General features: G+C 57.5%; 19 protein-coding genes. 8 read left to right on the plus strand and 11 right to left on the minus strand.

Annotated features, from left to right (window positions below; translation table 11 throughout):
- Window positions 1-90 precede the first annotated feature (90 nt).
- From V6P94_RS10255 to V6P94_RS10285, 7 genes are all read right to left on the minus strand, one after another.
- On the minus strand, window positions 91-3714 hold the full coding sequence (locus V6P94_RS10255; protein WP_338649304.1) for a transporter substrate-binding domain-containing protein: 3624 nt from the start codon (window positions 3712-3714) through the stop codon (window positions 91-93).
- An 8-nt stretch (window positions 3715-3722) separates the two neighbouring features.
- Window positions 3723-4349 (minus strand): response regulator transcription factor, encoded by a 627-nt coding sequence (locus V6P94_RS10260; RefSeq protein ID WP_219262499.1) that lies wholly within the window; start codon window positions 4347-4349, stop codon window positions 3723-3725.
- A gap of 388 nt (window positions 4350-4737) precedes the next feature.
- A complete protein-coding gene (locus V6P94_RS10265; RefSeq protein ID WP_133077856.1) occupies window positions 4738-6069 on the minus strand; it encodes a deoxyguanosinetriphosphate triphosphohydrolase in 1332 nt (443 codons plus the stop codon).
- 107 nt (window positions 6070-6176) lie between these two features.
- Window positions 6177-6515 carry a hypothetical protein gene (locus tag V6P94_RS10270; protein WP_133077855.1) on the minus strand — a complete coding sequence of 113 codons (339 nt, stop codon included), beginning with the start codon at window positions 6513-6515 and terminating at the stop codon, window positions 6177-6179.
- Window positions 6512-6886 (minus strand): phage holin family protein, encoded by a 375-nt coding sequence (locus V6P94_RS10275; RefSeq protein ID WP_133077854.1) that lies wholly within the window; start codon window positions 6884-6886, stop codon window positions 6512-6514. Before V6P94_RS10275 ends, V6P94_RS10270 begins: the two co-directional genes overlap by 4 nt.
- Window position 6887: 1 nt before the next feature.
- Complete coding sequence (locus V6P94_RS10280; protein ID WP_133077853.1) at window positions 6888-7202, minus strand: YqjD family protein; 315 nt, start codon at window positions 7200-7202, stop codon at window positions 6888-6890.
- Between the two features lie 141 nt (window positions 7203-7343).
- Window positions 7344-9077, minus strand: a complete 1734-nt coding sequence (locus tag V6P94_RS10285) for a monovalent cation:proton antiporter-2 (CPA2) family protein (protein ID WP_133077852.1) — start codon at window positions 9075-9077, stop codon at window positions 7344-7346.
- 210 nt (window positions 9078-9287) lie between these two features.
- On the opposite strand from V6P94_RS10285, the gene V6P94_RS10290 reads away from it, so the two are divergent.
- A complete protein-coding gene (locus tag V6P94_RS10290; protein WP_046809656.1) occupies window positions 9288-9524 on the plus strand; it encodes a glutaredoxin family protein in 237 nt (78 codons plus the stop codon).
- Between the two features lie 67 nt (window positions 9525-9591).
- Window positions 9592-10482 (plus strand): pseudouridine synthase, encoded by an 891-nt coding sequence (locus V6P94_RS10295; protein ID WP_133077851.1) that lies wholly within the window; start codon window positions 9592-9594, stop codon window positions 10480-10482.
- A 74-nt stretch (window positions 10483-10556) separates the two neighbouring features.
- On the opposite strand, the gene V6P94_RS10300 is transcribed toward V6P94_RS10295, so the two are convergent.
- Both V6P94_RS10300 and mobA read right to left on the minus strand, forming a co-directional pair.
- Window positions 10557-10778: a YgdI/YgdR family lipoprotein gene (locus V6P94_RS10300; RefSeq protein ID WP_133077850.1), complete on the minus strand. Its 222-nt coding sequence runs from the start codon at window positions 10776-10778 to the stop codon at window positions 10557-10559.
- Between the two features lie 104 nt (window positions 10779-10882).
- Window positions 10883-11452 carry a molybdenum cofactor guanylyltransferase MobA gene (gene mobA / locus V6P94_RS10305; protein WP_133077849.1) on the minus strand — a complete coding sequence of 190 codons (570 nt, stop codon included), beginning with the start codon at window positions 11450-11452 and terminating at the stop codon, window positions 10883-10885.
- A gap of 78 nt (window positions 11453-11530) precedes the next feature.
- On the opposite strand from mobA, the gene moaB reads away from it, so the two are divergent.
- Both moaB and glp read left to right on the plus strand, forming a co-directional pair.
- Window positions 11531-12070, plus strand: a complete 540-nt coding sequence (gene moaB / locus V6P94_RS10310; protein WP_133077848.1) for a molybdenum cofactor biosynthesis protein B — start codon at window positions 11531-11533, stop codon at window positions 12068-12070.
- The gene (gene glp / locus V6P94_RS10315) at window positions 12054-13280 is read left to right on the plus strand and encodes a gephyrin-like molybdotransferase Glp (RefSeq protein ID WP_133077847.1); all 1227 of its coding nucleotides are present in this window, start codon (window positions 12054-12056) and stop codon (window positions 13278-13280) included. The genes moaB and glp overlap by 17 nt, the downstream gene beginning before the upstream one ends.
- Window positions 13281-13355: 75 nt before the next feature.
- Here the strand turns inward: glp and V6P94_RS10320 are convergent, their stop codons facing one another.
- Window positions 13356-14804, minus strand: a complete 1449-nt coding sequence (locus tag V6P94_RS10320; protein ID WP_326398293.1) for a mannose-1-phosphate guanylyltransferase/mannose-6-phosphate isomerase — start codon at window positions 14802-14804, stop codon at window positions 13356-13358.
- 158 nt (window positions 14805-14962) lie between these two features.
- Between V6P94_RS10320 and yegS the strand changes: the two genes are divergently transcribed.
- The 3 genes from yegS to V6P94_RS10335 all read left to right on the plus strand — a co-directional run bounded on the left by yegS (window position 14963) and on the right by V6P94_RS10335 (window position 17764).
- The gene (gene yegS, locus V6P94_RS10325) at window positions 14963-15859 is read left to right on the plus strand and encodes a lipid kinase YegS (protein ID WP_133077845.1); all 897 of its coding nucleotides are present in this window, start codon (window positions 14963-14965) and stop codon (window positions 15857-15859) included.
- A gap of 91 nt (window positions 15860-15950) precedes the next feature.
- Window positions 15951-16886, plus strand: coding sequence for a chemotaxis protein CheW (locus V6P94_RS10330; protein ID WP_133077844.1), 936 nt, complete (start codon window positions 15951-15953; stop codon window positions 16884-16886).
- 71 nt (window positions 16887-16957) lie between these two features.
- The gene (locus V6P94_RS10335) at window positions 16958-17764 is read left to right on the plus strand and encodes an MOSC domain-containing protein (RefSeq protein ID WP_133077843.1); all 807 of its coding nucleotides are present in this window, start codon (window positions 16958-16960) and stop codon (window positions 17762-17764) included.
- A 182-nt stretch (window positions 17765-17946) separates the two neighbouring features.
- Here the strand turns inward: V6P94_RS10335 and V6P94_RS10340 are convergent, their stop codons facing one another.
- Entirely contained in the window at window positions 17947-19875 is a 1929-nt protein-coding gene (locus V6P94_RS10340; RefSeq protein ID WP_133077842.1) for a transglycosylase SLT domain-containing protein, read from the minus strand.
- 214 nt (window positions 19876-20089) lie between these two features.
- Here V6P94_RS10340 and V6P94_RS10345 point away from each other — a divergent pair, with 214 nt between their 5' ends.
- Window positions 20090-22006, plus strand: coding sequence for an ATP-binding cassette domain-containing protein (locus V6P94_RS10345; RefSeq protein ID WP_133077841.1), 1917 nt, complete (start codon window positions 20090-20092; stop codon window positions 22004-22006).
- Window positions 22007-22008: the final 2 nt, after the last annotated feature.

Genomic DNA, 22008 nt, shown 5'->3' on the forward strand with positions numbered 1-22008 from the left:
TTTTCTCCGCAGACAAAAGCTTGCTGGTGCATGTAAGCATAGTAAAACCGGGCCAAATTGCTCATTCCTTGGTCCGGTTCAGCCGGCGGTTCAGGTGTTGTTAGCCAGCTTTTCAAGTTGCCGGGTCAACGCCTGTTCGAGTTCCTGCATGGCGCCTTGTACCCGATTGCGAGCTTGGGTGAGGTTTGCCCGGTTTGCCTGTTCCAGCGCTTCACACTGCGTGATCAGGGTATTGGCTCCCACAATGCGGGCCGCGCCTTTTATCCGGTGAGCAATGTCGCCAAATGTTTGCAACTCCCCGTTGTCAGGAATCTCAAGCAACGCTTTGAGATCCTGCCGGTTACTGCGTATCAGTTCTTCCAGCAAGCGTTGGGTCTGTGCGGTGTTATGTCCGGAAAGTGAATAGAGGCATTCAACGTTGAACACCTGCGAGCAAGGGTAGAGGGGCTCAAGGGTAGTTATTCGTTGGCTCAGCAGGGTCAGGCTGATGGGTTTGAACAGGCAGTCGTCCATCCCGGCCTGCTCGCAGCGCTGGCGCTCTTCAGGTTGGGCATTTGCAGTAAACCCCAGCACCGTACAGGGTGGTTGTTGTAGCGTCCGCTCATGCTGGCGTATGGCTCGAGTCAGGTCATAACCGTTCATGACAGGCATGTTGCAGTCAGTAATGACCAGATCGAATGCACCCTTTTTCCAGGTTTCCAGTCCAGATGCACCATCGTGTTCTGTGGCAAAACGATGCCCTAAAAACCCCAGTTGCTGGCACATCAACAACCGATTGGCGGGATGGTCATCGACCACCAGAATGTTAAGTTGGCGAGCCGCCGGATTGATTGCTGGCTCTTGCGTCGCAACCATCGGGGAGGGGGCCAGGGCTGGAACCTTGAGTGTTATTTGAACCAGGGTTCCTACCTGGGGTTGGCTGCACAGTTCTAGACTGCCGCCCATCATTTCGCACAGGCTGCGGCAAATCACCAGACCGAGACCTGCGCCGTTGAGGGCGAGCTGCCCGCTGTTTTCCACTTGTGCGAAGGGTTCAAACAGGCGCGCCTGATCGCCCTTGCTGATGCCGATGCCTGTGTCTTTGACACTCAACTTGAGTTCAACCTGATCAGCAGTGTGGGTGGGTAGCAAGTTGAGTTCGAGGGTTACCTGGCCATGTTGGGTGAACTTGATTGCATTGCTGATCAGGTTGGTCAGGATTTGCTTGAATCGAAGTGGGTCGATCAGTACATCGGGGGCGTTGTCTTCGGGATTGAATATCAGGGAAAGGGTCAGGCTTTTTTGCCGGGCCAGGCCATCAAAGACCCTGATCACTGAATTGGCAAGACTGCGCAGGTTGACGCGTTCAGGGGACAGATTCAGCCGTCCGGATTCGATTCGGGCAATATCGAGAATATCGCCGATCAGTTCCAGCAGGTCCTTGGCCGAATTGTAGGCAACCTCAATGGAGGGACGGTCCAGATGTCCCTGGTCGGCACGCTTCAAGGTAAGTTCAAGCAAACCGATCACAGCGTTCATGGGTGTGCGAATCTCGTGGCTCATGGTTGCCAGGAAGGTGCTTTTGGCCCGGTTGGCGTCATCGGCCAGCTCTTTGGCAGCGCGAAGTTCATCCAGGAGCTGGCGACGTTCACTGATATCAATCCAGCCTCCGATAATGCCCTGAACCTCACCCAGCGAATCCCGATAAGGAAGGATCCAGTGGTAGATGGTGAACGTTTTGTCGCCAATATTCAGTGGCCGATCAACGATAAGCGGTGTGCCTTCACTCATGACCCGCAAGTAGTCGGCCTGATAATCATGGGCTTCATACGTGTTGTTCAAGAGGCTGCAGGTTTGCATTACCGTCTTGCCTATGATTTCTTCTCGCTTGGCTGAAAAAGCTTCCAGGTAGCTGTTGTTACAGGTTTTAAGAATGCCTTCTCGATCACGCACATAAATTGGGTGAGGCGTGCCATCGACCAGCGCCCGCATGAACTCGAACTGATCACTGAGTGCACGTTCAGCCATTTTTCGTTGGCGGATCTGACGCCGCATATAGGCATTCCAGACCAGTGACAGCAGCAGTAAAAGGCTTGTGCCAATGATGATCTGGTAGATCAGGCGGTGATAATTGCGCCAGTAACTGTCCGATGCCGGAATGTACCCACGCCAGCGGCTGTTGATAATGCCCAGCTCATCTGGAGCAATGCTCAACAGTGCCTTGTTGAGGATTGAGCCCAGCTCGGTGGCATCTCGTGCCGTAGCAAGGGAAAAAGTGGCGGGTTGGGTGCCGATGGTGGCGCTGATTTGCAAACGGTCCTGAAACAGCTCGGGACCCAGCAAATAATTGGCAATCACCAGAGTGCTGACCGCACCTTGCACTTGGCCTTCGGCCAGAAGTTCTGTGGCGCCATGGATATCCTCGGTTTCAATCAGGTTTATCTGTGGGTATTCACTGCGCAGGTATTCTGTCAGTGGGTTGCCTTGGGTCAAGGCCAGTTTTTTACCCGACAGCTGCTCAAGGCTTGCGGGTTGTTCATAGCCTTTTGCTGTGAGCAGGACAAATGAGTTTACGAGGTAGGGACGACTGAAGTTGAGGGTGTCCTCCCGGGATACCGACGGGCTGATTGCGGCGATGATGTCGACTTCGTGTTGATTGATCATCCGGATCATGGATCTGAAGCTCTGTGCGCGCTGTATCTCGAAGCGCAGCCCTGTGCGCAAGCGAATCATCTCCAGCAGATCGGCAGTAATGCCTCTGAAATTCCCGTTGGCGTTAAAGAAAGTCAGTGGCACCAGGGTCTCGTTGACGACTACCTTGACCACCGGGTGCTGAGCCAGCCAGCGTTCTTCCAGCTTTGTCAGTTGCAGCTTTTGATCGGAGAGTAAAATGTCACTGCCTGCGCTCCAGCGTTTGGCAATGCTTTCTTGTTCACTGTTGGGCACGGCCTTGAGTGTGGCATTGATGATGTCGAGCAGCTCCAGGTTGTCACGGCGTACGGCAAAACTGAAACCGTGGGCCTCGTGCTTGCCAAAATTGGCCATTTTGATGTTCTTCAGATACCCCTTGTTGATCATGTAGTGGGTCGATACCGTATCCCCCAGAAACACATCGGCCTGATCGAAAGCCACAGCGTTTATGGCGTTTTGATAGGAAGGGTAAGACTGAATGATTGCCTTGGGGTAAAGCGCCTTGACCTCATTGAGTGGCAAGTAGTGGTAGACCATGCTCAGGCGCAAGCCTGCCAGTCCTTGGGAGAGCGAGCGAGTTTCTCCCTCCCGGGTGACCAGTACGGACTGATCGATGGCGTATGGAGTGGAAAGCAACAGGTTCTGGTTGGCGGCTTCGAAGCCATTTGAAGTGCCGAGCAGGTCGATCCGTCCCTCTTCAAGTGCCTTGATGGCAGCGTCTCTGGAAGCAAAACGCTGAACTTTTATCGAAACGTTGAGGGCTTTGGCCAGAATGCCAACGTAATCGGCGGTGAAACCTTCGTAGTCCTGACCGCTGTCGGTTATGTCGAAGGGCGGGTAGTCTGCGGTGGAGGTACCCACCAGAAGTTCGGGGTTGTTCTGTAGCCAATAGCGCTGTGCTTTATTCAGCGGGACGTCCATCTGATAGGAGCCCGAGCGGCTGAGCAATGAAAAGGTTTCAGTGCGGGGTGGCTCGGCGAACACTGATGTACACAGGATCAACCCTGCGAACAGTGATAAATACTTGTTTAACCGCGTGGGCATCCTATTTCTCACACCAGGGCGTTACGTTTGGCCAGTTCGATAAGGTCTACGAGAGAATTGGCTTTTAATTTTTGCATGAGCCTTTTTTTGTAAGTGCTCACCGTTTTGTTGCTGAGGAACATGCCGGTGGCGATTTCCTTGTTTGTTTTACCTTGTGCAAACAGTTTTAGAACCATGAGCTCCCGATCGTTAACTTGTTTGAAAAGCTCAATTTCGGAGAAGTTGTCAGTTTCATTTTTTTCAGGAGTCAATGCTTGGCTTGGGAAGTAATTGTAGCCGGAAAATACAGCTTTTATTGCACTGACAAGTTCACTCAGTTCCTCTTGCTTGCACACGTAGCCCGCAGCACCGGATTGCATGCAGCGCATGGCAAAAAGCTTGGGGGACTGAGCTGTAAGGACCAGTGTCTTAAGTGTTGAATTCATTGTGTTGAACCGTGATAACACTTCCAGGCCATCGAGTTTGGGAATGCTGATATCGAGAATTATCAGGTCTGGTACGCACTCCCGGATCATTTGCATTGCATCTACGCCATTGTCGGTTTCTCCGACTATTTCATAACCTTCATGTTCTAACAACATCCGAATGGCCAGCCGGATAACCGGATGGTCGTCGACAATAAAAACGGTGTTCATATTAACGCTCCCATAAACTAACTCATAGAAAGCGCGCACCTTAGCTCAGATATAAGAGCGTGAGCACGAATCGATATGCCTACAAGCGTAGTATGGGAATTTTCCTACGATAAATCAGGCGTGGACTCACGCTTTGTTTGAAGTGGTGGAGCGTTTTAGTCGTATTTGGAGTCGTGAGTTTAAAGTGTTGGTTAAGAAGTTTGCACTTTCATGGGAATAATCCTACGTATAGCTTCTTTGTGTCTACATAACGTTTTATGTGTGTTTCTTATATTCGGGTTGTTGTTTTTTTGATTGGGCTGAAAGTTTATGGGCGCCTGCAGGCGGCAGAAACGATCAGTCCGGAAGGATGAATGCCCTCCCTTTGTAAAAGGGCGGGCAACAAGTATCAGCCCGGGCTGGATTGGCCCGTCATTGCCCGTGCCATTTCGGTGGCATAGCTATCGGTCATACCGGCGATAAAATCGATGATGCGTATGAAAGAGCGATGGAGTGGCCAGTGCGGATCGGGTGCGTTATTGCCCAACAAGTCGAGAATGCGACGATTTTTGAATGATGGGACTCGTCCTCCATGCTGCTCCAGTGCAGCGCCACAAAAGGCATTGAGCAGGATTTCCAGAGAGGTATAGGCGCCGATTTCATGCAGGGTCTTGCGTTTGTCCTGAAAGATTTTCTTGCGCGCCATGTCCTTGGCATCCAGTACACAGCGCTTGGCCGGGCCGTGCATGTGCTCGACCAGGTCCCCCGGCAGAGTGCCTGCCAGCAGCGCATCCTGCTGCTCGACAAAGGCCTGGGCGGCAGCGTTGGTCAGATGCTCGATTGCCTTGCCACGCAGTATGGCCAGCTTGCGTCGCCGGGAATCACCGGGGCCCAGCAGGCGGTAGGTTTCAGGCAAGTCATCACCCACCAGATCCAACAGCAGGGACTCGACTTCAGCGTACTGCAGCAGGTCCATCTCCAGTCCATCTTCAAGGTCGATCAGCGCGTAGCAAATGTCATCGGCTGCCTCCATCAGGTAGACCAACGGATGGCGCGCCCAACGCTGGTCTTCTATCTGGGGCAGGCCCAGTTTTTGGGCGATTCCTTCGAGCAGGTGCAGCTCGCTCTGGTAGCACCCGAACTTGTGCTTCTTGTAACCCAGCGAGTCAGCGTGGCGCGCAGTCCAGGGGTACTTGAGGAAGGTGCCCAGCGTTGCGTGGGTCAGGCGCGTACCGCCATCAAACTGGTGATATTCCAGCTGCGTCAGCACGCGAAAACCCTGGGCGTTGCCTTCGAAACTCAAGAAATCATTGCGCTCAACGTCACTCATGTCGTCCAGCCAGCCACGTTTGGCTGCCTGTTCAAACCAGTTGCGAATGGCATCCTCTCCGGAGTGACCGAAGGGCGGGTTGCCAATGTCATGGGCCAGGCAGGCCGATTGCACCACCATGCCCAGGTCGGCCGGATCGCACCAATCAGGCAAGGCGCTACGGATTGTTTCACCCACCCGCATGCCCAGTGAACGACCGACACAGCTGACTTCGAGTGAGTGGGTGAGGCGGGTATGGATATGATCGTTACTGTTGACCGGGTGGACTTGAGTCTTGCGTCCCAGGCGACGAAATGCCCCAGAAAAGATAATCCGGTCGTGATCTTTGTGGAAAGGGCTGCGCCCGAGCTCTTCGGGGCTGTGATGAGGTTTTCCCAAGCGTTCGCGATTAAGCAGGGTTTGCCAATCCAAGGCGCAGTGCTCCGTTAATGACTAATGGCGCAGCTTCTCGCTTCAGGCCGGATGCTGCAAGAGGGGCAAGCCCCGTCCTGCAGAATGAAGGAGGGTGGCTGCGCCGCTCAAGGCTTGCGCGATGCCTGGATAACCATCTTGATCAGCGGTATTAAACCTGTGGTCAGGCCTATCCAGCGGGAAGCACCTTCGGCGTTTTTACTTTTGGCGCCTCTGCCTGTCAGAAAACCGAGCAAGGTCACAATCCCGACTCCCCACAGGGGAGCGTGCTTGATTCCAAGGGTTTCCTGCCAGTTGCTGGTCATCCCGCGCATTTTTTGCAAGGGCTGCAGCAACTGTTGGGATTCATGACGAATCTCCTGGCGATGCATTTCCATGCGCAAGCGAATCAGTGTTTTACGCAATTCCTGGCGTGAGGCGTTTTTTGGCAGTTCAGGCAGGCTCATGGCAGCAAACGCTCGCGGTCTTTGGCCAGCTCTTCAAGCGTGGCGTTGAAAGGAGATGATTCATCGAACACCGCGGCTTTGAGGCGCAGCCCGCAAAAAACAGCGGCCAGCGTATAAAACAGACAAAGCCCGATGATGCCCGGGATGCGGTAACTGTCCCATAGCAAAATCATGACCAGCGCCGACAGCCCGATCAACAGCAGAAGCCCGAATACGAGTGCCAGGCCGGCAAACAACAACAGGCTGACCGTGCGCGCCTTCTGCTCTTGCAGCTCAATGCCCAGCAGCTCGACATGACTGTGCAACAGACCCAGAAACGCGGCACCCAGGCGCCGCGGTGAGGAACGGGGGGTACCTGATTCGTCTGTCATATCAGCGCCGCGTTGCCAGCAGACCAATCAAAAAGCCTACGCCTGCCGCGATACCAACGGACTGCCAAGGGTTGCTCTGAACGTAATCTTCAGTGGCGATCACGGCGGCTTCGCCACGGTCTTTCAACGATTCCTTGGTTTCTTCCAGTGTTTCACGGGCTTTGTACAGGCTGTCCTTGATCTGGGCGCGCAGCTCTTCAGCTTGATCCCCGGCCAGGGAAGCGGTGTGCTCCAGCAGCCGTTCGGCGTCAAGCACCAGAGCCTGGAAATCGGCCATCAGTATTTCTTGAGCATTCTTTGCTGTTTTGCGGGCCATGATTAACTCCGTTAGTGGCTTGTTGATCGTTCGAGTGTAGGTCTTCGGCGAAGGTTCACTCGCTTCTGCGCCTTCGCATGAGCGTTGGCAAGGCGCAGGCAAGAGATGTTTGTGTTGAACAGGGACCAACCTTAGCTTAAATCAATCGTTTTCGTGGGGGGTGGATGCATCACGGGAGTCTGTATTTTCAAAACAGCCTTCAAGCAAGTGATACCGATCATGACGCACTTGATCCACTCGGCGTTGCACGGTTTTTTCAGGCAGCCCAAGCATGATCAGTGCGTGGGAGGCGAGCATAAGGCTGGACTCCAGCAATTCGGGAACCACTTCAGTCGCACCGGCAGCCTTGAGGTCAGCCAGTTGGCTGTCGTCGCGGGTTCTGACCAGGATGGGGACTTCGAGTGTGATCAGCCGGGCCTCCTTGAGCACGCACATGGCGACCTCGGTGTTGTCGACGGCAATCACCAGCAGTCGCGCCCGATCCACGCCGACGGCACGGAGTAAATCCCCGCGACGGGCGTCGCCGTAGTGCACGCTGTTGTCCGCTTTTGTAGCCTCCTGAATGCGGTCAGGGTCGTAGTCCAGTGCGACAAAGTCCTTGTTTTCACGGCGCAAGAACCGCCCGATGGACTGGCCTACGCGGCCATAGCCACACATCACCACGTGCCCGTGCAGTTCGGCACTTTGAGCGGCTATTTCTTCCAGTTCGGCCTCCTCATAGGACTGGCGGTGCAAGCTGGCAGCAATTTTCGGTGCAGCCCTTAACAGCAGAGGCGTCAGCAGCATTGAACAGAAAGTGGCTGCCAGCAGGTAGCCTGCGATCTCTGGGGGAATGAGCGAGTTGAGCTGCATTTGGGCCATGAGTGCGAAGCAGAACTCGCCGCCCTGGGCCAGTGCCAGGCCACTGCGCCAGGCCGTCTCACCGTCACTGCCGCGCAGCTTGACCAGCAGTGCAACCACGCAGCCCTTGATCAGCATCAGGGCCAGTGTCAGGCCCAGAATCAGGAAGCCATCGTGAACGAACAGTTGCAGGTCAATCAGCATGCCGATACTGACGAAAAACAGGCCCAGCAAGATGTCGCGGAAGGGCCGGATATCGGCTTCAATCTGATGCCGGTAGTGGCTTTCGCCCAGCAACATGCCGGCAAGAAAGGCACCCAGGGCGGGTGACAGGCCGAGCAGGTGAGTGAGCCAGGCGGTGAGCAGCACGATCACCAGCGCCAACAATACAAACAGCTCGGCTGAGCGTGATGCGGCTACTTCGTGGAACAGGCGCGGCAGCAGAAAGCGGCTGGCAAACACAAGCCCGAAAAACAGAATCACTGTCTTGCCCAAGGTTATCGGCAAGGCCCAGTACCAGGCCTGATCGCTGCTGCCAGCGAATACCGGCACCAGGGTCAGCAGCAGCACCGCGACCACGTCCTGAAAAAGCAGTACGCCGATGGCGTTCTGGCCGTGACGACTGAAGATTTCTCCCAGGCTGGTGAGCTCTTTGCTCACGATCGCCGTGGACGACAAGGCGAGCCCGGCGCCCAGTAAAAATGCACTGTTGAGACTCATGCCAAACGCATACAGCAGGCCGCCCAGGGCAACGGCTGAGCACAGCACTTGCAGGCTGCCAAGACCAAACACTACCCGGCGTAGCTTGAGCATCTTGGGCAGTGAGAACTCCAGCCCCAGGGAGAACAGCAGGAATACCACCCCAAGCTCTGCCAGGTCTGGCAGATCCGGGCTGTCATTGATCCAGTCCAGTGCGGTGGGGCCGACGAACAGGCCAACACACAAATAACCCAGCACCGGTGGCAGTTTCAGGCGCCGGAACAGTGCAATGACTACCAGTGACGAGGCAAGGATGATGAGCAAATTGGCAAACACGAAAGTCTTCCCTGTCAGATCGAGTAAAAAAGCCGCGAGCATCCGGTAATTGAGAAGGGATGGCGCTGATGTGGGTCAAGCGTAGTCGCAAGGATTGCAACAGAGCGATTGTATTGCCAGGCCAGCCAAGTGACTGGTGGTGCCGGCTGCAGGTCGACGTCTTCGGGCAAGGCTCTTAAGATGAGCACTTTATTCCTCAGGTCGTTATTTATGCCTCCCGAATGTCAATTGTTCGGCACCCTGGGCTGTCATCTGTGTGAGCTGGCCGAAGCGATTCTAATGCCTTTGGTTGAACATGGGCTGATGGTCGAGCTGGTCGATATCGCCGACAGCGATGCGTTGTTTGAAACCTACGGTCTTCTGATCCCCGTATTGCGCCGGGTCGATACTGGCCAAGAGCTGGGCTGGCCGTTTGATACCGAGCAGGTGGTGAGCTTTCTCGGATAAATCCTGATGGGGTTCACCGGATCTTTGCGCGATAATCGCCAGCTGCATTTATCGCCTGAGTGTTTCTATGTCGCCCCAGCCTTTCAACGCCGCCGAGCATCAAGCCAGCACTTTGTACCTGCCGCCGGGTAGTTGGCTCACGGTGCTCGACTGCCTGTGTGAGCACTTTCGAGCCATCAGCCGCGATCAGTGGCTTGACCGGATTGCCCGTGGCCGGGTACTGGATGCCAATGGAGCGCCGATCAGTGCGCAGTTGGCCTACAAGGAAGGGCTGCGCATTCACTACTTTCGCGAAGTGCCTAACGAAACGCCGATCCCCGTGCAGGAAACCATCCTGTATGCCGATGAGCATCTGGTTGTCGCGGATAAACCGCACTTTCTACCGGTGACCCCTGCGGGCGAATATGTTGAGCAAACGCTGTTGCGACGCTTGATTCGAACCCTGGATAACCCTCATCTGGTCCCCCTGCACCGGATAGACCGGCACACGGCAGGCCTGGTGCTGTTTTCGGCTAACCCTGAGACTCGCTCGGCGTATCAGTCGTTGTTTCCCACGCGTAAAATCGAAAAGCGTTACGAGGCAATTGCTCGGGCCTTGCCTGATCTGGAGCTACCGCGCGTGCACAAAAGCCGCTTGGTGGAAGGCGAACCCTTTTTCCGCATGCAAGAAGGGCAGGGCGTCAGCAACACTGAAACCTTGGTCGATATCTGTGAGAAAAAGGGTGATTTGTGGCGCTACGCGCTGTATCCCGTGACAGGAAAGAAGCATCAGTTGCGGGTGCACATGGCGGCCCTGGGGGCAGGGATCTGCAATGATCCGTTTTACCCTGACGTGATCAAGGACGCCGTCGATGACTATGCCAATCCGCTAAAACTGTTGGCCCAGAGCTTGCGCTTTGCAGACCCGCTGACGGGTGAGGCGCGTTTTTTCGAGAGCCGGATCACGCTGGACTGGTAATAACAGAATCCGCACAAGGGGAATGCGGTTCACGAAAGGTGGGGAGCGAGCCTGCTCGCTCCCCCAAAGCCGGATTACAGCTCTTTAACGGTGCGAATCTGGTCTTTGTTGATGCGGGTTTTTTTGCCGTCCAATTGCTCGAACTGATAGAAACCCGAGGCATCATCGTACTTTGGCGCATCGACTGTCTGGATTTCACGGCCGTCGTTAAGTGTGATCACTGAAGGCGAAGAGCAGCCAGCAAGGGCAGCCAGGCCAGCAGCAAGCATCAGGGCGGCGAGAGTCCGGTGAGTCATGGTGTATCTCCAACAAGTGAATGTGCTGTTATGGATTACTGTCCCTGAGACGTATACATCGTCTGCAAGTTCCATTACTAGTGTCTGGCAGACGCCTGCGCGGTTTATTCCAGTAAATCCGGGGTGTTGAAATTGATCAGTCGGGGATCATTTTCGGCGCATTGCCAGGCCTGTGCATTGAGCTGAAGCATTATTTTTCGCGGACTGCGCCCACCCGCCTGCCAGGCGGCTTCGAAGGCAGGCGCCAGTGCAGTCGGGATTACACACAGCAGCGGCTCCCACTGTTCGCCGTGGCGCACCATCACCGGTTGCTCAGGGTGCTGGCGGGCTGCGTCAAGCAGGGCAACGAGCAAATCGCTGTCAATGTTTGGTACGTCACAGGGCAGCACCAGCATGTGCGTGTTCCGGGCCGCGGCCAGTCCCGCGCGTATCCCTGCCAGAGGTCCGTCAAAGTCATCATTGCCATCACTGACCAGTTGATCGGCGTAGGGTGCGTATAGCTCGTGGTTGCGATTGCACGAAATGATCAGGTCATCGCTCAGCGGTCTTGCGAGGCGCTGCGCGAACTCGATCAGCGGCTGGCCCCGCCACGTCACCAGCCCTTTGTCCTGGCCGCCCATGCGCTGGCCGCGCCCCCCCGCCAGCAGCAAAATGGAGCATTGAAACAGGCTCATCCGGTACTCCGCACAACCAGCGAAAAGAAGGGCTGTGATATAACACCGGGCTGTTTATCCTACAACTGGACCTCGTCTATGAAAGCCAAGGTTGATGCGCCTTTCGTACCTTTGAACATCGCTGTTCTGACGGTTAGTGACACCCGAACCCTCGAAACCGATACCTCTGGCCAAGTCTTTGTCGATCGCCTGAGCGATGCCGGGCACACCCTGGCGGCGCGGGTATTGCTCAAGGATGACCTGTATAAAATTCGCGCCCAGGTCGCCACCTGGATTGCCGAAGATGAGGTGCAAGTGGTGCTGATTACCGGCGGCACCGGGTTTACCGCCCGCGACAGCACGCCAGAAGCCGTGAGCTGCTTGCTGGATAAACAGGTTGATGGCTTTGGCGAGTTGTTCCGTCAAATCTCGGTGGCCGATATCGGCACTTCGACCGTGCAATCCAGGGCCTTGGCCGGTCTGGCCAACGGCACGCTGGTGTGCTGCCTGCCGGGTTCGACCAATGCGGTACGCACCGGTTGGGACGGGATTTTGGCCGAGCAACTGGATTCCCGTCATCGCCCGTGCAACTTCGTCGCCCATTTGAAGCAGGCGCCGGCCTGTGACACCCGTGGGTAAGCCGGGTCGTACGGGCGAGCTGATGCCTGTCGAAGTGGCGTTGGCGCGCCTGCTGGCGCTGGCAGAAGCTGCGCCGATCCGCGACACCGAGTCGGTTCTTCTGGCTGCGAGCGAAGGCCGGGTGCTGGCCCATGACCTGATCTCAAGCCTTGACCTGCCGCCGTGGCCCAACAGCGCCATGGACGGGTATGCCCTGAATGTGGCGGATTGGTCGGGCGAGCCGCTAACGGTCAGCCAGCGTATTTTTGCCGGTGCGGCCCCCGAACCACTGGCTCCTGGGACCTGTGCACGGATCTTTACCGGCGCACCGATGCCAGCGGGTGCGGACTGCGTCGAGATGCAGGAAAACGCCCAGGTCCAGGCCGACGGTCGAGTGGTTTTTACCCATGCCTTGCGTACAGGTCAGAACATTCGTCCTCAGGGGCAGGAAACCACCGTTGGTGAGGTCGTCCTGCCTGCAGGCACGCGCTTGGGGCCGATTGAGCAGGGCCTGGCAGCGTCCTTGGGATGCGCAGCACTGGACGTGATTCGTCGGGTCAAAGTCGCGGTGTTGTCCACGGGCGATGAGTTGATCGAACCGGGCCAGCCGTTGGGGCCGGGGCAAATCTACAACAGCAACCGCGTGTTGCTGTGCAGCTGGCTCACGCGACTGGGCTGCGAAGTGGTCGATGGGGGTATTTTGCCTGATGACTTGCCTGCAACCCGTCAGCGCCTGGGTGAGTTGGGGGCGGTCGACCTGATTCTTTCCACGGGCGGAGTGTCGGTGGGCGAGGCGGACTTTTTAGGTATTGCGCTTCGCGAAGAGGGCGAGCTGGCCTTGTGGAAGCTGGCAATCAAACCGGGCAAACCCCTGACCTGCGGACATTTTCGCGGTGTGCCGGTGATCGGCTTGCCGGGCAATCCTGCGTCGACTCTGGTGACGTTCGCGCTGCTGGCACGGCCGTACCTGTTGCGCCTTCAGGGCGTGCAAGCCGTCGAACCACTGAAATTCCAGGTGCCTGCCGGGTTCGTCTGGCCCAAGCCGGGCAATCGCCGCGAATACTTGCGCGCACGGTTGGAGCAGGGGCGTGCGGTGATCTACAAAAACCAGAGTTCGGGGGTTTTGCGCAGCGCAGCATGGGCCGAGGGCCTGGTGGAAGTCCTTGAGGAACGTACCCTGGTTGAAGGCGACTGGGTGGGGTTTATCCCGTTGAGTGAAGTGCTGGGGTAAGCCTGGCGTGCTGTAGCCGCTGACGAAGGCCCTTCGATCCTTATCGCAGCCTGCGCCAGCGGCTACACAATCGAGTCATTCAGCGAGGGGCGCTCGCCCATAAATATCAGTCAGGCGCACGATATCGTCTTCGCCCACATACGCGCCGCTTTGCACTTCGATCATCACCAGATCATGTTCTCCTGCGTTGCTCAGTCGATGAGGGCTGCCGGGGTTGATCAGGGTGGACTCGTTGATGCCGAGGACGAAATCAAGGTCGCCATTAGTCACCTGCGCCGTGCCGCTGACCACGATCCAGTGTTCGCTGCGTTGTTGATGGACTTGCAATGACAGTGCGGCCTGAGGCTTGACCACGATGCGCTTGATCTTGAACCCCGGCCCTTCCTCCAGCACGGTGTAAGTGCCCCATGGGCGGGTCACTGTGCGGTGCAGACGATAAGCATCGTGGCCCTGAAGCTTGAGCGCCTGGGCGATATGCCTGACGTCCTGGCTGCGCCTGGCATCGGCGACGAGCAGGGCATCCGGCGTGTCGATAATGATCAGGTCATTGAGACCGACCCCGCCCACCAGGCGCTTGGGCGAATCGATGTAGCAGTTGTGTACATCGTGCAGCACGTTTTCGCCATTGCACTGGTTGCCATTGGCATCTGCCCGGCTCAATTCACGTACCGCCTCCCATGAGCCGATATCGCTCCAGCCCAACTGGCAGGGCACTACGGCGACTTTTTGCGAGTGCTCCATCAGTGCGTGGTCGATGGATATATCGGGCACCAGGGCAAAGCTCTGGCTATCCAGTTCCAGATGGCGCTGCTGTTTACCCTGGAACACCTGGCTGTGCTCGAGGCAGTTGATCACTGCAGCCAGAACATGGGGGGCGTGAGTCTTGAATTCGCGCAGCACACTGTCGACGCGCAAGCAAAACATGCCGCTGTTCCATAGATGCAGCCCGCCCTCGAGGTAGTCCTGGGCCGCCTGTGCTTCAGGCTTTTCAACAAACCGCTCGACTTTGTAGCCGTCGCTGCCCAGCTTCTGGCCTTTTTCGATATAGCCAAAGCCGGTTTCAGCCCGGGTTGGCAAAATGCCGAAGGTCACCAGCCAGCCCTGGTCGGCCAGTTGCCGGGCGCGGTCTACCGCCTGGCTGAAGGCGGCAATATCGGTAATCAGGTGGTCGGCGGGCAGCACCAGCAGTTGGGCGTCTTCGCCGTAACGCCGGGCAACGTGCAGCGCGGCAGCAGCGATGGCCGGGGCGGTGTTGCGGCCAAAGGGCTCGAGGATAAAGTCCAGCTCCAGGCCTGCGTTGTTCAGTGGACGATAATCGTCGAGGGTGCGGAAAAACACGTCCCGGTTGGTGACGGTCAGCAACCGGTCCACGTCGCGCAGTCCGATTGCGCGATTGAAGGTCTTCTGCAGCAAGCTCTCGCCATCCGGCAAGCACATGAAGGGCTTTGGCATGGCCTCTCGTGACACCGGCCACAGCCGGGTGCCAGCGCCACCGGCGATGATGCAGGGAACGAGTGTGCTCATTCAAAACGCCTCTAGAATCATTGGATTGCTGTCAGAGGGTGAAGTCTGACGGGTTATGCGGCTTTGATCGACCCGTGGAGGTTAAATCGCGGGTACATGAGTCGTTCTTGCAAGGCTGTTGTCCAAGCTATCGGACCGAATTTGTCGAGGGATGGAACATGAGTGCAGGTAAGGCGTTTTTGATTCTGCATGGCAAGCAAGCGCTCAATGAAGAGGTGCGGGCGGCCGTTGAGCAGCAGCGTGCGGCCGGGTGGGAATTGGCGGTACGCCTGACATGGGAAGCCGGGGATGCCCAGCGTTTGGTGCACGAGGCGCTGGATGCGGGTTATACCCATCTGATTGCGGGCGGTGGCGATGGCACATTGCGTGATATTTGTGAGGCCATGGCGCTGGCCGATACCGAGGCCAGTCTGGTGCCGTTGCCTTTAGGCACGGCCAATGATTTTGCGCGGGCGGCGGGCGTGTCGCTTGAGCCGAGCGAAGCCCTGGCCTTGCTCAATGTGCCAGCCCGGGCCGTTGATCTGGGCGAAGTGGGTGGTCAATTGTTTTTGAACATGGCCACGGGGGGCTTTGGCAGTCAGGTGACGGCCAACACCTCGGAGGATCTGAAAAAGGTACTGGGCGGCGCGGCCTATCTGTTTACCGGGCTGACGCGCTTCAGTGAGCTGCATGCCGCCTACGCCGAGTTGCAGGGGCCGGACTTTCACTGGAAAGGCGAGCTGCTGGCGCTTGGGATTGGCAACGGTCGCCAGGCGGGAGGCGGGCAAATGCTGTGCCCTGATGCCCTGGCCGATGATGGCATGCTGGATATCAGTATTTTGCCTGCCCCCCAGGAAATCGTAGGCACCCTGAAAAGCCTGATGGCTGAGGGTTGGGGGCTGGATAACCTGTTTGTCCGGGCGCGTTTGCCCTGGGTTGAAATCAAGGCTGCCGAAGGCCTCTCGATGAATCTCGATGGCGAGCCGCTGGAAGGTGATGCCATGCGCTTTACCGTGCGCAAGGGTGCATTGAAGGTTCACTTGCCCGAGGGCTCGCCTTTGCTGGGCAGTGAGTGACTGCGGGTTAGTTGATGGCTATCCAATATCAAGTTTCCGGGAGTCCGGCCGATAACGTCAGTCATCAAGTCCCCACGCTCAGGAGTCACTCATGGCCGGCATTCTCGATACGGTAGACCAGCGCACTCAGTTGGTGGGTGCGAACCGGCTGGAGCTTCTTATGTTTCGTCTGGCCGGTCGGCAGTTGTTCGCGATCAACGTGTTCAAGGTGCAAGAAGTCCTGCAGCTACCCAAACTGACGCTCATGCCACATCGCCATCCCCATGTGTGTGGCGTGGTCAACCTGCGCGGCAAGACCCTTCCGGTGATCGACCTGTCCCGGGCGATTGGCATGCGTGCCCTGGTGCCCGGCCCGGACAGCACCATTATCGTGACCGAGTACAACCGCTCGGTGCAGGCGTTTTTGGTGGGCGGGGTTGATCGCATCGTCAACATGAACTGGGAGGCCATTCTGCCGCCGCCCGCCAGTGCCGGGCGCAGCCATTATCTGACCGCCATCAGCAAGGTCGAGGAACAACTGGTCGAGATCATCGACGTGGAAAAGGTCCTGGCCGAAATTGTGCCTTACAACGCCAAAGTCTCACGGGAGAAGCTGGCCGATCCCATCTTCGAACAGGTACGCGGACGAGAAGTGCTGCTGGTCGACGATTCCAGTGTCGCCTTGGCCCAGCTGCGCGAAACGCTTTCGCAGTTGGGGATCAAGATGCACATCGCCAGCGATGGCCTCAAGGCCCTGAACATGCTCAAGGGCTGGGCCGACACCGGCCAGGTCATGACTGACAAGTTGCTGATGATTTTCACCGATGCCGAAATGCCGGAAATGGACGGTTACCGTCTGACCACCGAGATCCGAAACGACCCGCGTTTGCGAGATTTGTATGTGGTGCTGCACACCTCTCTGTCAGGCAGCTTCAATGAGTCGATGGTGAAAAAGGTGGGTTGCGACAACTTCCTGTCCAAATTTCAGCCGGACAAACTGGTGGATGTTGTCCGCCAGCGCTTGATACTGGATCAAGTCCCTGCGTGAAACCTTGTGTCTTTTCATGGGTGATCTGCTCGTATACTGTGGCTTTTTTTACCTTGCAGGGAGCATGAGCCATGCTGCGTCTAAGCGCGCTTTATCGTTTTCCACTTAAGTCCGGCAAGGGCGAAAGCCTGCCTCAGGCCCGGCTGGACAAGCTGGGGCTGGTCGGTGATCGGCGCTGGATGCTGGTGGATCAAGCCAGCGGGCGTTTTCTTACCCAGCGCGCCGACCCCAAAATGAGCCAGCTTTCGGCACTCTGGAACGCTTCGGGTGGCTTGACCCTGAACGCGCGGGGCTTTGAAGCACTGGACGTGGCGGTGCCGGATGTCGACACCGGCCTGCGTGGCGTCACCATCTGGCGTGACACCTTGCGGGTGCCGGATGCGGGTGATGCCGCCGCCGATTGGTTAAGCCGCTTTATCGAAAAACCAGTGCGCCTGGTGCATGTACCACTGGAGCGTGCACGTACCACTGAGGCCGGCTATGGCCGTGATGATGACAAGGTCGCGTTTGCAGATGGCTACCCGCTCTTGCTGATTGGTCAGGCGTCGCTGGATGACATTTCACACAAGGTGGGACGCCCTCTGGATATGCTGCGTTTTCGGCCCAATCTGGTGATCGAAGGCAGCGAAGCCTTTGCCGAAGACGGCTGGAAGCGCATTCGCATTGGTGATGTCGAGTTTCGCCTGGTCAAGTCCTGCTCGCGCTGCATCCTGACCACCATCGACCCGCACACCGGTGTGCGTGATGAGCAGCGTGAACCGTTGGCGACCCTGATGACTTATCGCAAGCAGGAAGACGGCATCATGTTCGGTCAGAACCTGGTGAATGATGGCAGTGGCGTGCTGGAAGTCGGGATGCCGGTGACGGTGCTGGAATAACGCCGCAGCTTGTAGTCGCTGAGGAGCGGAGCGAGGCTGCGATCGGCGGCGCAGCCGTCGCGAAACCTGAGTCCCCAATCTATCTGGGCCACGGCGGTACCTGATTTACGACGGCTGCGTCGGAGTGCCGCACCACGCCAACGCAGCCTCGCTTCGCTCCTCAGCGGCTACACGGATCAGCATTACTGATCATCAAAATACCGCTCATGCCAGTCCACTACCGGCTGTGGCGCATTGAGCTTCTGCCCGTAGATCACCGAATAAGACAGCACGTTCTGCACATACTGGCGGGTTTCGTCGAAAGGGATGCTTTCGATCCAGACGTCGAAGCCCAGATGATTGGCGCCCTTGAGCCACTGACGAACTCGGCCGGGCCCTGCGTTATACGCCGCCGAAGCCAGCACCCGGTTGCCGTTGAACTGGCCATGCACCTGGCTCAGGTAAGCGGCACCCAACTGGATGTTTTTGTCCGGATTGAGCACTTGCTGCGGTGATGCCAGTGGAATATTGAATTTTCTCGCTGTCTCTTTGGCGGTGGCTGGCATCAATTGCATCAGGCCGCTGGCGCCCACGCCAGAGCGGGCGTCATCCATAAAGGCACTTTCCTGACGGGTAATGGCGAACACCCAGCTGGAATGCAGGCCGCGAAGCTTGGCTTCACGCACCAGGGTGTCGCGGTGGGCCATCGGGAATCGAATATCCAGATCATCCCAGTACTGGGCCTGGCTGATGGTTCGAATGGCCGGGAAATACCACTTCAGGTCGTAGGCAAGCCTGGCCTGGGCGACCATTTCATCGCGGCTGAACAGGCGGCTGACGTAGTACCACTCGCGGCGGCCATCGACGATCTGCCCGCGGTCATGGAACTCCAGTGCCCGTTGCACACCCGGCGTGTTGCGCACTTTTTTGACCAGTTGCGGGCTGAGCATCAACGGTCTGTTGTTGAGCTGATAAGGCGTCTGCGCCCGATCGGCGGCCAGGAATCCGTAGAAATCACGCTCGTTGGCGACTTTTTTGAACAGCACTTGCGCCTGCGGGTTTTTAGGTTCGGCCAGCTCAAGGCTGCGGGCCTGCCAGTAGCGCCAGCGACTGGTGGTTGCCAGGTCCTGGGGCAGTTTGCGGGTCAGCTGGTAGGCGTCTTCCCAGCGGCCCAGGCGCAGCAGCAGGCGCAGGCGCCATTCGGTAACAGTGTTGTCCCGCAGTTCCGGGTCATATTTGGTCATGATGTCCAGGCCGCGACTGTCGTAGCGGCGGGCGAATGTCAGACCGATTTCCCGTGCAATGGCGACTTTCTCGTCGCGCGAGAAATGCATATTGGTTGCGTAGGTGTCGAGCAATGACGCGGCTTTTTCCGGGTCCTGGCGGGCCAGGCGGCGCAGGCCCAGGCCTACGGCGTCAGACATGGCCTCACTGGCCGGAGCAAAGCGTGAAGGCTGGCTCAGCATGTCGGGCTTTTGCGCCACGTCGATCATCAGCCTGGCTTGTGGCCCCAGCGTATTGAGGCCGTTGGCCAGTTGGGTGGCCAGGGCGTAATTGCGCGCTTCGGCGGCAAGCTTGACCCGCTGCCAGCGTTTTTGCTCGGTCAACTGGCCATCGGCGGCCCATTGGCTGAACAGTGCATCGCATGCGGCTGGCTGCGCTTTACCGACCAGCCACAGTTTTTCGGCGTTGGCATAGCCTTCGGTCTTGCGGTTGTGCTGCAGCTCATATTGACCGTTGAGGCAGTCCAGTTCGGTGAAGTTGAGTTTTGGGTCGTAGTACTTGGCGAAGGTTGCCCAGTCGCCACGGTCTGCGAGCCAGCGCAACCAGCGCAGTTTCATCCAGTTGGCTTGAGGCAGGTCGCCGTGCTCGGCCAAAAACTGCTCAATTTCCGTGTTGTTGGCTGACTTCAGGCGGGCGGTCAGTTCGTCATAGGCAAGATAAGGCGTCAGCGGGTAGCTGCGCAGGGCCGCGGCACTTTGAAAGTAAGGGCCGGAGTCACCCTTGGCCAAGGCACGCTTGGCCTGGTCGTAAAGTTGGCGTTGTTGAGTCAGGTCTGCGCCATGGGCGGCTTGCACGGCACAGCTGGTGAGAAGCAGGCAGGATAAAAAATTGAAGAGACGACTGCGCATGAGGCTTCCGTACTGATAAAAACGCGACGAGCGCAGGTCTGGCCTGCACTGATTATTTCCTAGCTTAGCCTTTTGCCAGCAGCACGTGAAAGCCTTGCCGGTTAACCGGTGCAACTTGGCACTAAATGAAGGGGAGCGGGGGCCGTACAAGAAATACCCGGCCGCCCAAGGGGTTAAATCAGGTAGAATGCGCGCCCAGTTTTTGGAGAAGCTCATGACCCTGCTCAAATTCAGCGATGTGTCCCTTGCTTTCGGCTCTATGCCGTTGTTGGACAAGGTGTCCTGGCAGATCGCCCGTGGAGAGCGGGTGTGCATCATCGGCCGCAACGGTACCGGCAAGTCCAGCATGATGAAGCTGGTCAAAGGTGATCAAAAACCCGATGACGGCTCTGTTTGGCGCGCGCCCGGCCTCAAGATTGGCGAATTGCCGCAAGAGTTGCCGGTAGCCGACGAGCGGACCGTGTTCGACGTTGTGGCCGAAGGCCTGGACGGTGTTGGCGAGTTGCTGGCCCAGTACCATCACCTGAGCCAGAACATCGTGACCGATGCTGACCTGGACAAGCTGATGCATGTTCAGCAAGACCTCGAAGCCCGTGATGGCTGGCGCTTGCAGCAATTGGTAGACAGCACCCTGAGCCGTCTGCAGTTGCCTGCCGACAAAACCCTCGCCGAATTGTCCGGTGGCTGGCGTCGCCGCGTCCTGCTAGCGCAAGCACTGGTTTCCGAACCGGACTTGCTGCTGCTCGACGAACCGACCAACCACCTGGATATCGGCGCAATCGCGTGGCTGGAAGAGGCCTTGAAGGACTTCCAGGGCGCGGTTCTGTTTATTACCCACGACCGTTCATTCCTGCAAAATCTGGCCACCCGGATTCTGGAACTGGACCGTGGCGGCCTGATCGACTGGAACGGCGACTACGCCAGCTTCCTGGTCCACAAGGAAGCCACCCTGGCTGCTGAAGAGACAGCCAACGCGCTGTTCGACAAGCGTCTGGCCCAGGAAGAAGTGTGGATCCGTCAAGGTATCAAGGCCCGTCGCACCCGTAACGAAGGCCGTGTACGCGCCCTGAAGGAGTTGCGCGTAGAGCGCAGCGAGCGTCGCGAGCGTACCGGCAAGGCCAACATCCAGCTGGATACGGCAGACAAGTCCGGCAAGCAAGTGATGGTGCTGGAAAACGTCAGCTTTGCTCACCCGGGTGGCCCGTTCCTGCTCAAGGACTTCTCGATGGTGCTCCAGCGTGGCGACCGTATCGGTCTGCTGGGTGCCAACGGTACAGGTAAAACCACGCTGCTGAAGCTGATGCTGGGCGGCCTGGTGCCGACCGAAGGCACGGTTGAGGAAGGTACACGCATCGACGTGGCTTACTTCGATCAGTTGCGTCATCAGCTGGATCTGGAAAAAACCGTGATCGATAACGTGGCTGAAGGCCGCGACTTTATCGATATCGACGGTCAGAGCCGCCATGTACTCAGCTACCTGGGTGACTTCCTGTTCAGCCCTCAGCGTGCCCGCACGCCGGTCAAGGCGCTGTCGGGTGGTGAGCGTGCGCGTCTGTTGCTGGCCAAGCTGTTCAGCAAGCCAGCCAACCTGCTGGTGCTCGATGAGCCTACCAACGACCTGGACGTTGAAACCCTGGAGCTGCTCGAAGAGGTCTTGCTGACCTTCAAGGGCACCGTGCTGATGGTCAGTCACGACCGGGCATTCCTCGACAACGTGGTCACCAGTACCCTGGTTTTCCAGGGCGAAGGCAAGGTTCGCGAGTACGTGGGCGGTTATCAGGACTGGCTGCGCCAGGGCGGTTCGCCGCGTCTGCTGGGCGTGACCGAGAGCAAGTCCGGCAAGGCCGACCTGAACTCGGCCGTGGTCGAGGCTGCGCCGGCTCCTGTGGCCGCACAACCTGCTCCTGCTGCGAAAAAGAAGCTGAGCTACAAGTTGCAGCGTGAGCTGGAATCGTTGCCGGCGGATATCGACGCGAAAGAACAGGCAATTGCTGTGGTTGAAGCAGAGATGGCTGATGCGGGTTTCTATCAGTTGCCTGCTGCCAAAACTGCAGAAGTCATTGCCAAGCTTGAAACGTTGCAAGCCGAGCTTGAGCAACTGGTTGAGCGCTGGGCTGAGCTGGATGCCTGATT

This window comes from Pseudomonas sp. ML2-2023-3 (genome assembly GCF_037055275.1).
Classification (GTDB): Bacteria; Pseudomonadota; Gammaproteobacteria; order Pseudomonadales; family Pseudomonadaceae; genus Aquipseudomonas.

Bases quoted from the DNA above. Each gene is read 5' to 3' on its own strand.
- V6P94_RS10255 (WP_338649304.1), bottom strand. From the start codon at position 3,714: ATGCCCACGCGGTTAAACAAGTATTTATCACTGTTCGCAGGGTTGATC.
- V6P94_RS10260 (WP_219262499.1), bottom strand. From the start codon at position 4,349: ATGAACACCGTTTTTATTGTCGACGACCATCCGGTTATCCGGCTGGCC.
- V6P94_RS10270 (WP_133077855.1), bottom strand. From the start codon at position 6,515: ATGAGCCTGCCTGAACTGCCAAAAAACGCCTCACGCCAGGAATTGCGT.
- V6P94_RS10275 (WP_133077854.1), bottom strand. From the start codon at position 6,886: ATGACAGACGAATCAGGTACCCCCCGTTCCTCACCGCGGCGCCTGGGT.
- V6P94_RS10280 (WP_133077853.1), bottom strand. From the start codon at position 7,202: ATGGCCCGCAAAACAGCAAAGAATGCTCAAGAAATACTGATGGCCGAT.
- V6P94_RS10290 (WP_046809656.1), top strand. From the start codon at position 9,288: ATGCCTCCCGAATGTCAATTGTTCGGCACCCTGGGCTGTCATCTGTGT.
- V6P94_RS10295 (WP_133077851.1), top strand. From the start codon at position 9,592: ATGTCGCCCCAGCCTTTCAACGCCGCCGAGCATCAAGCCAGCACTTTG.
- V6P94_RS10300 (WP_133077850.1), bottom strand. From the start codon at position 10,778: ATGACTCACCGGACTCTCGCCGCCCTGATGCTTGCTGCTGGCCTGGCT.
- mobA (WP_133077849.1), bottom strand. From the start codon at position 11,452: ATGAGCCTGTTTCAATGCTCCATTTTGCTGCTGGCGGGGGGGCGCGGC.
- moaB (WP_133077848.1), top strand. From the start codon at position 11,531: ATGAAAGCCAAGGTTGATGCGCCTTTCGTACCTTTGAACATCGCTGTT.
- V6P94_RS10320 (WP_326398293.1), bottom strand. From the start codon at position 14,804: ATGAGCACACTCGTTCCCTGCATCATCGCCGGTGGCGCTGGCACCCGG.
- yegS (WP_133077845.1), top strand. From the start codon at position 14,963: ATGAGTGCAGGTAAGGCGTTTTTGATTCTGCATGGCAAGCAAGCGCTC.
- V6P94_RS10330 (WP_133077844.1), top strand. From the start codon at position 15,951: ATGGCCGGCATTCTCGATACGGTAGACCAGCGCACTCAGTTGGTGGGT.
- V6P94_RS10335 (WP_133077843.1), top strand. From the start codon at position 16,958: ATGCTGCGTCTAAGCGCGCTTTATCGTTTTCCACTTAAGTCCGGCAAG.
- V6P94_RS10340 (WP_133077842.1), bottom strand. From the start codon at position 19,875: ATGCGCAGTCGTCTCTTCAATTTTTTATCCTGCCTGCTTCTCACCAGC.
- V6P94_RS10345 (WP_133077841.1), top strand. From the start codon at position 20,090: ATGACCCTGCTCAAATTCAGCGATGTGTCCCTTGCTTTCGGCTCTATG.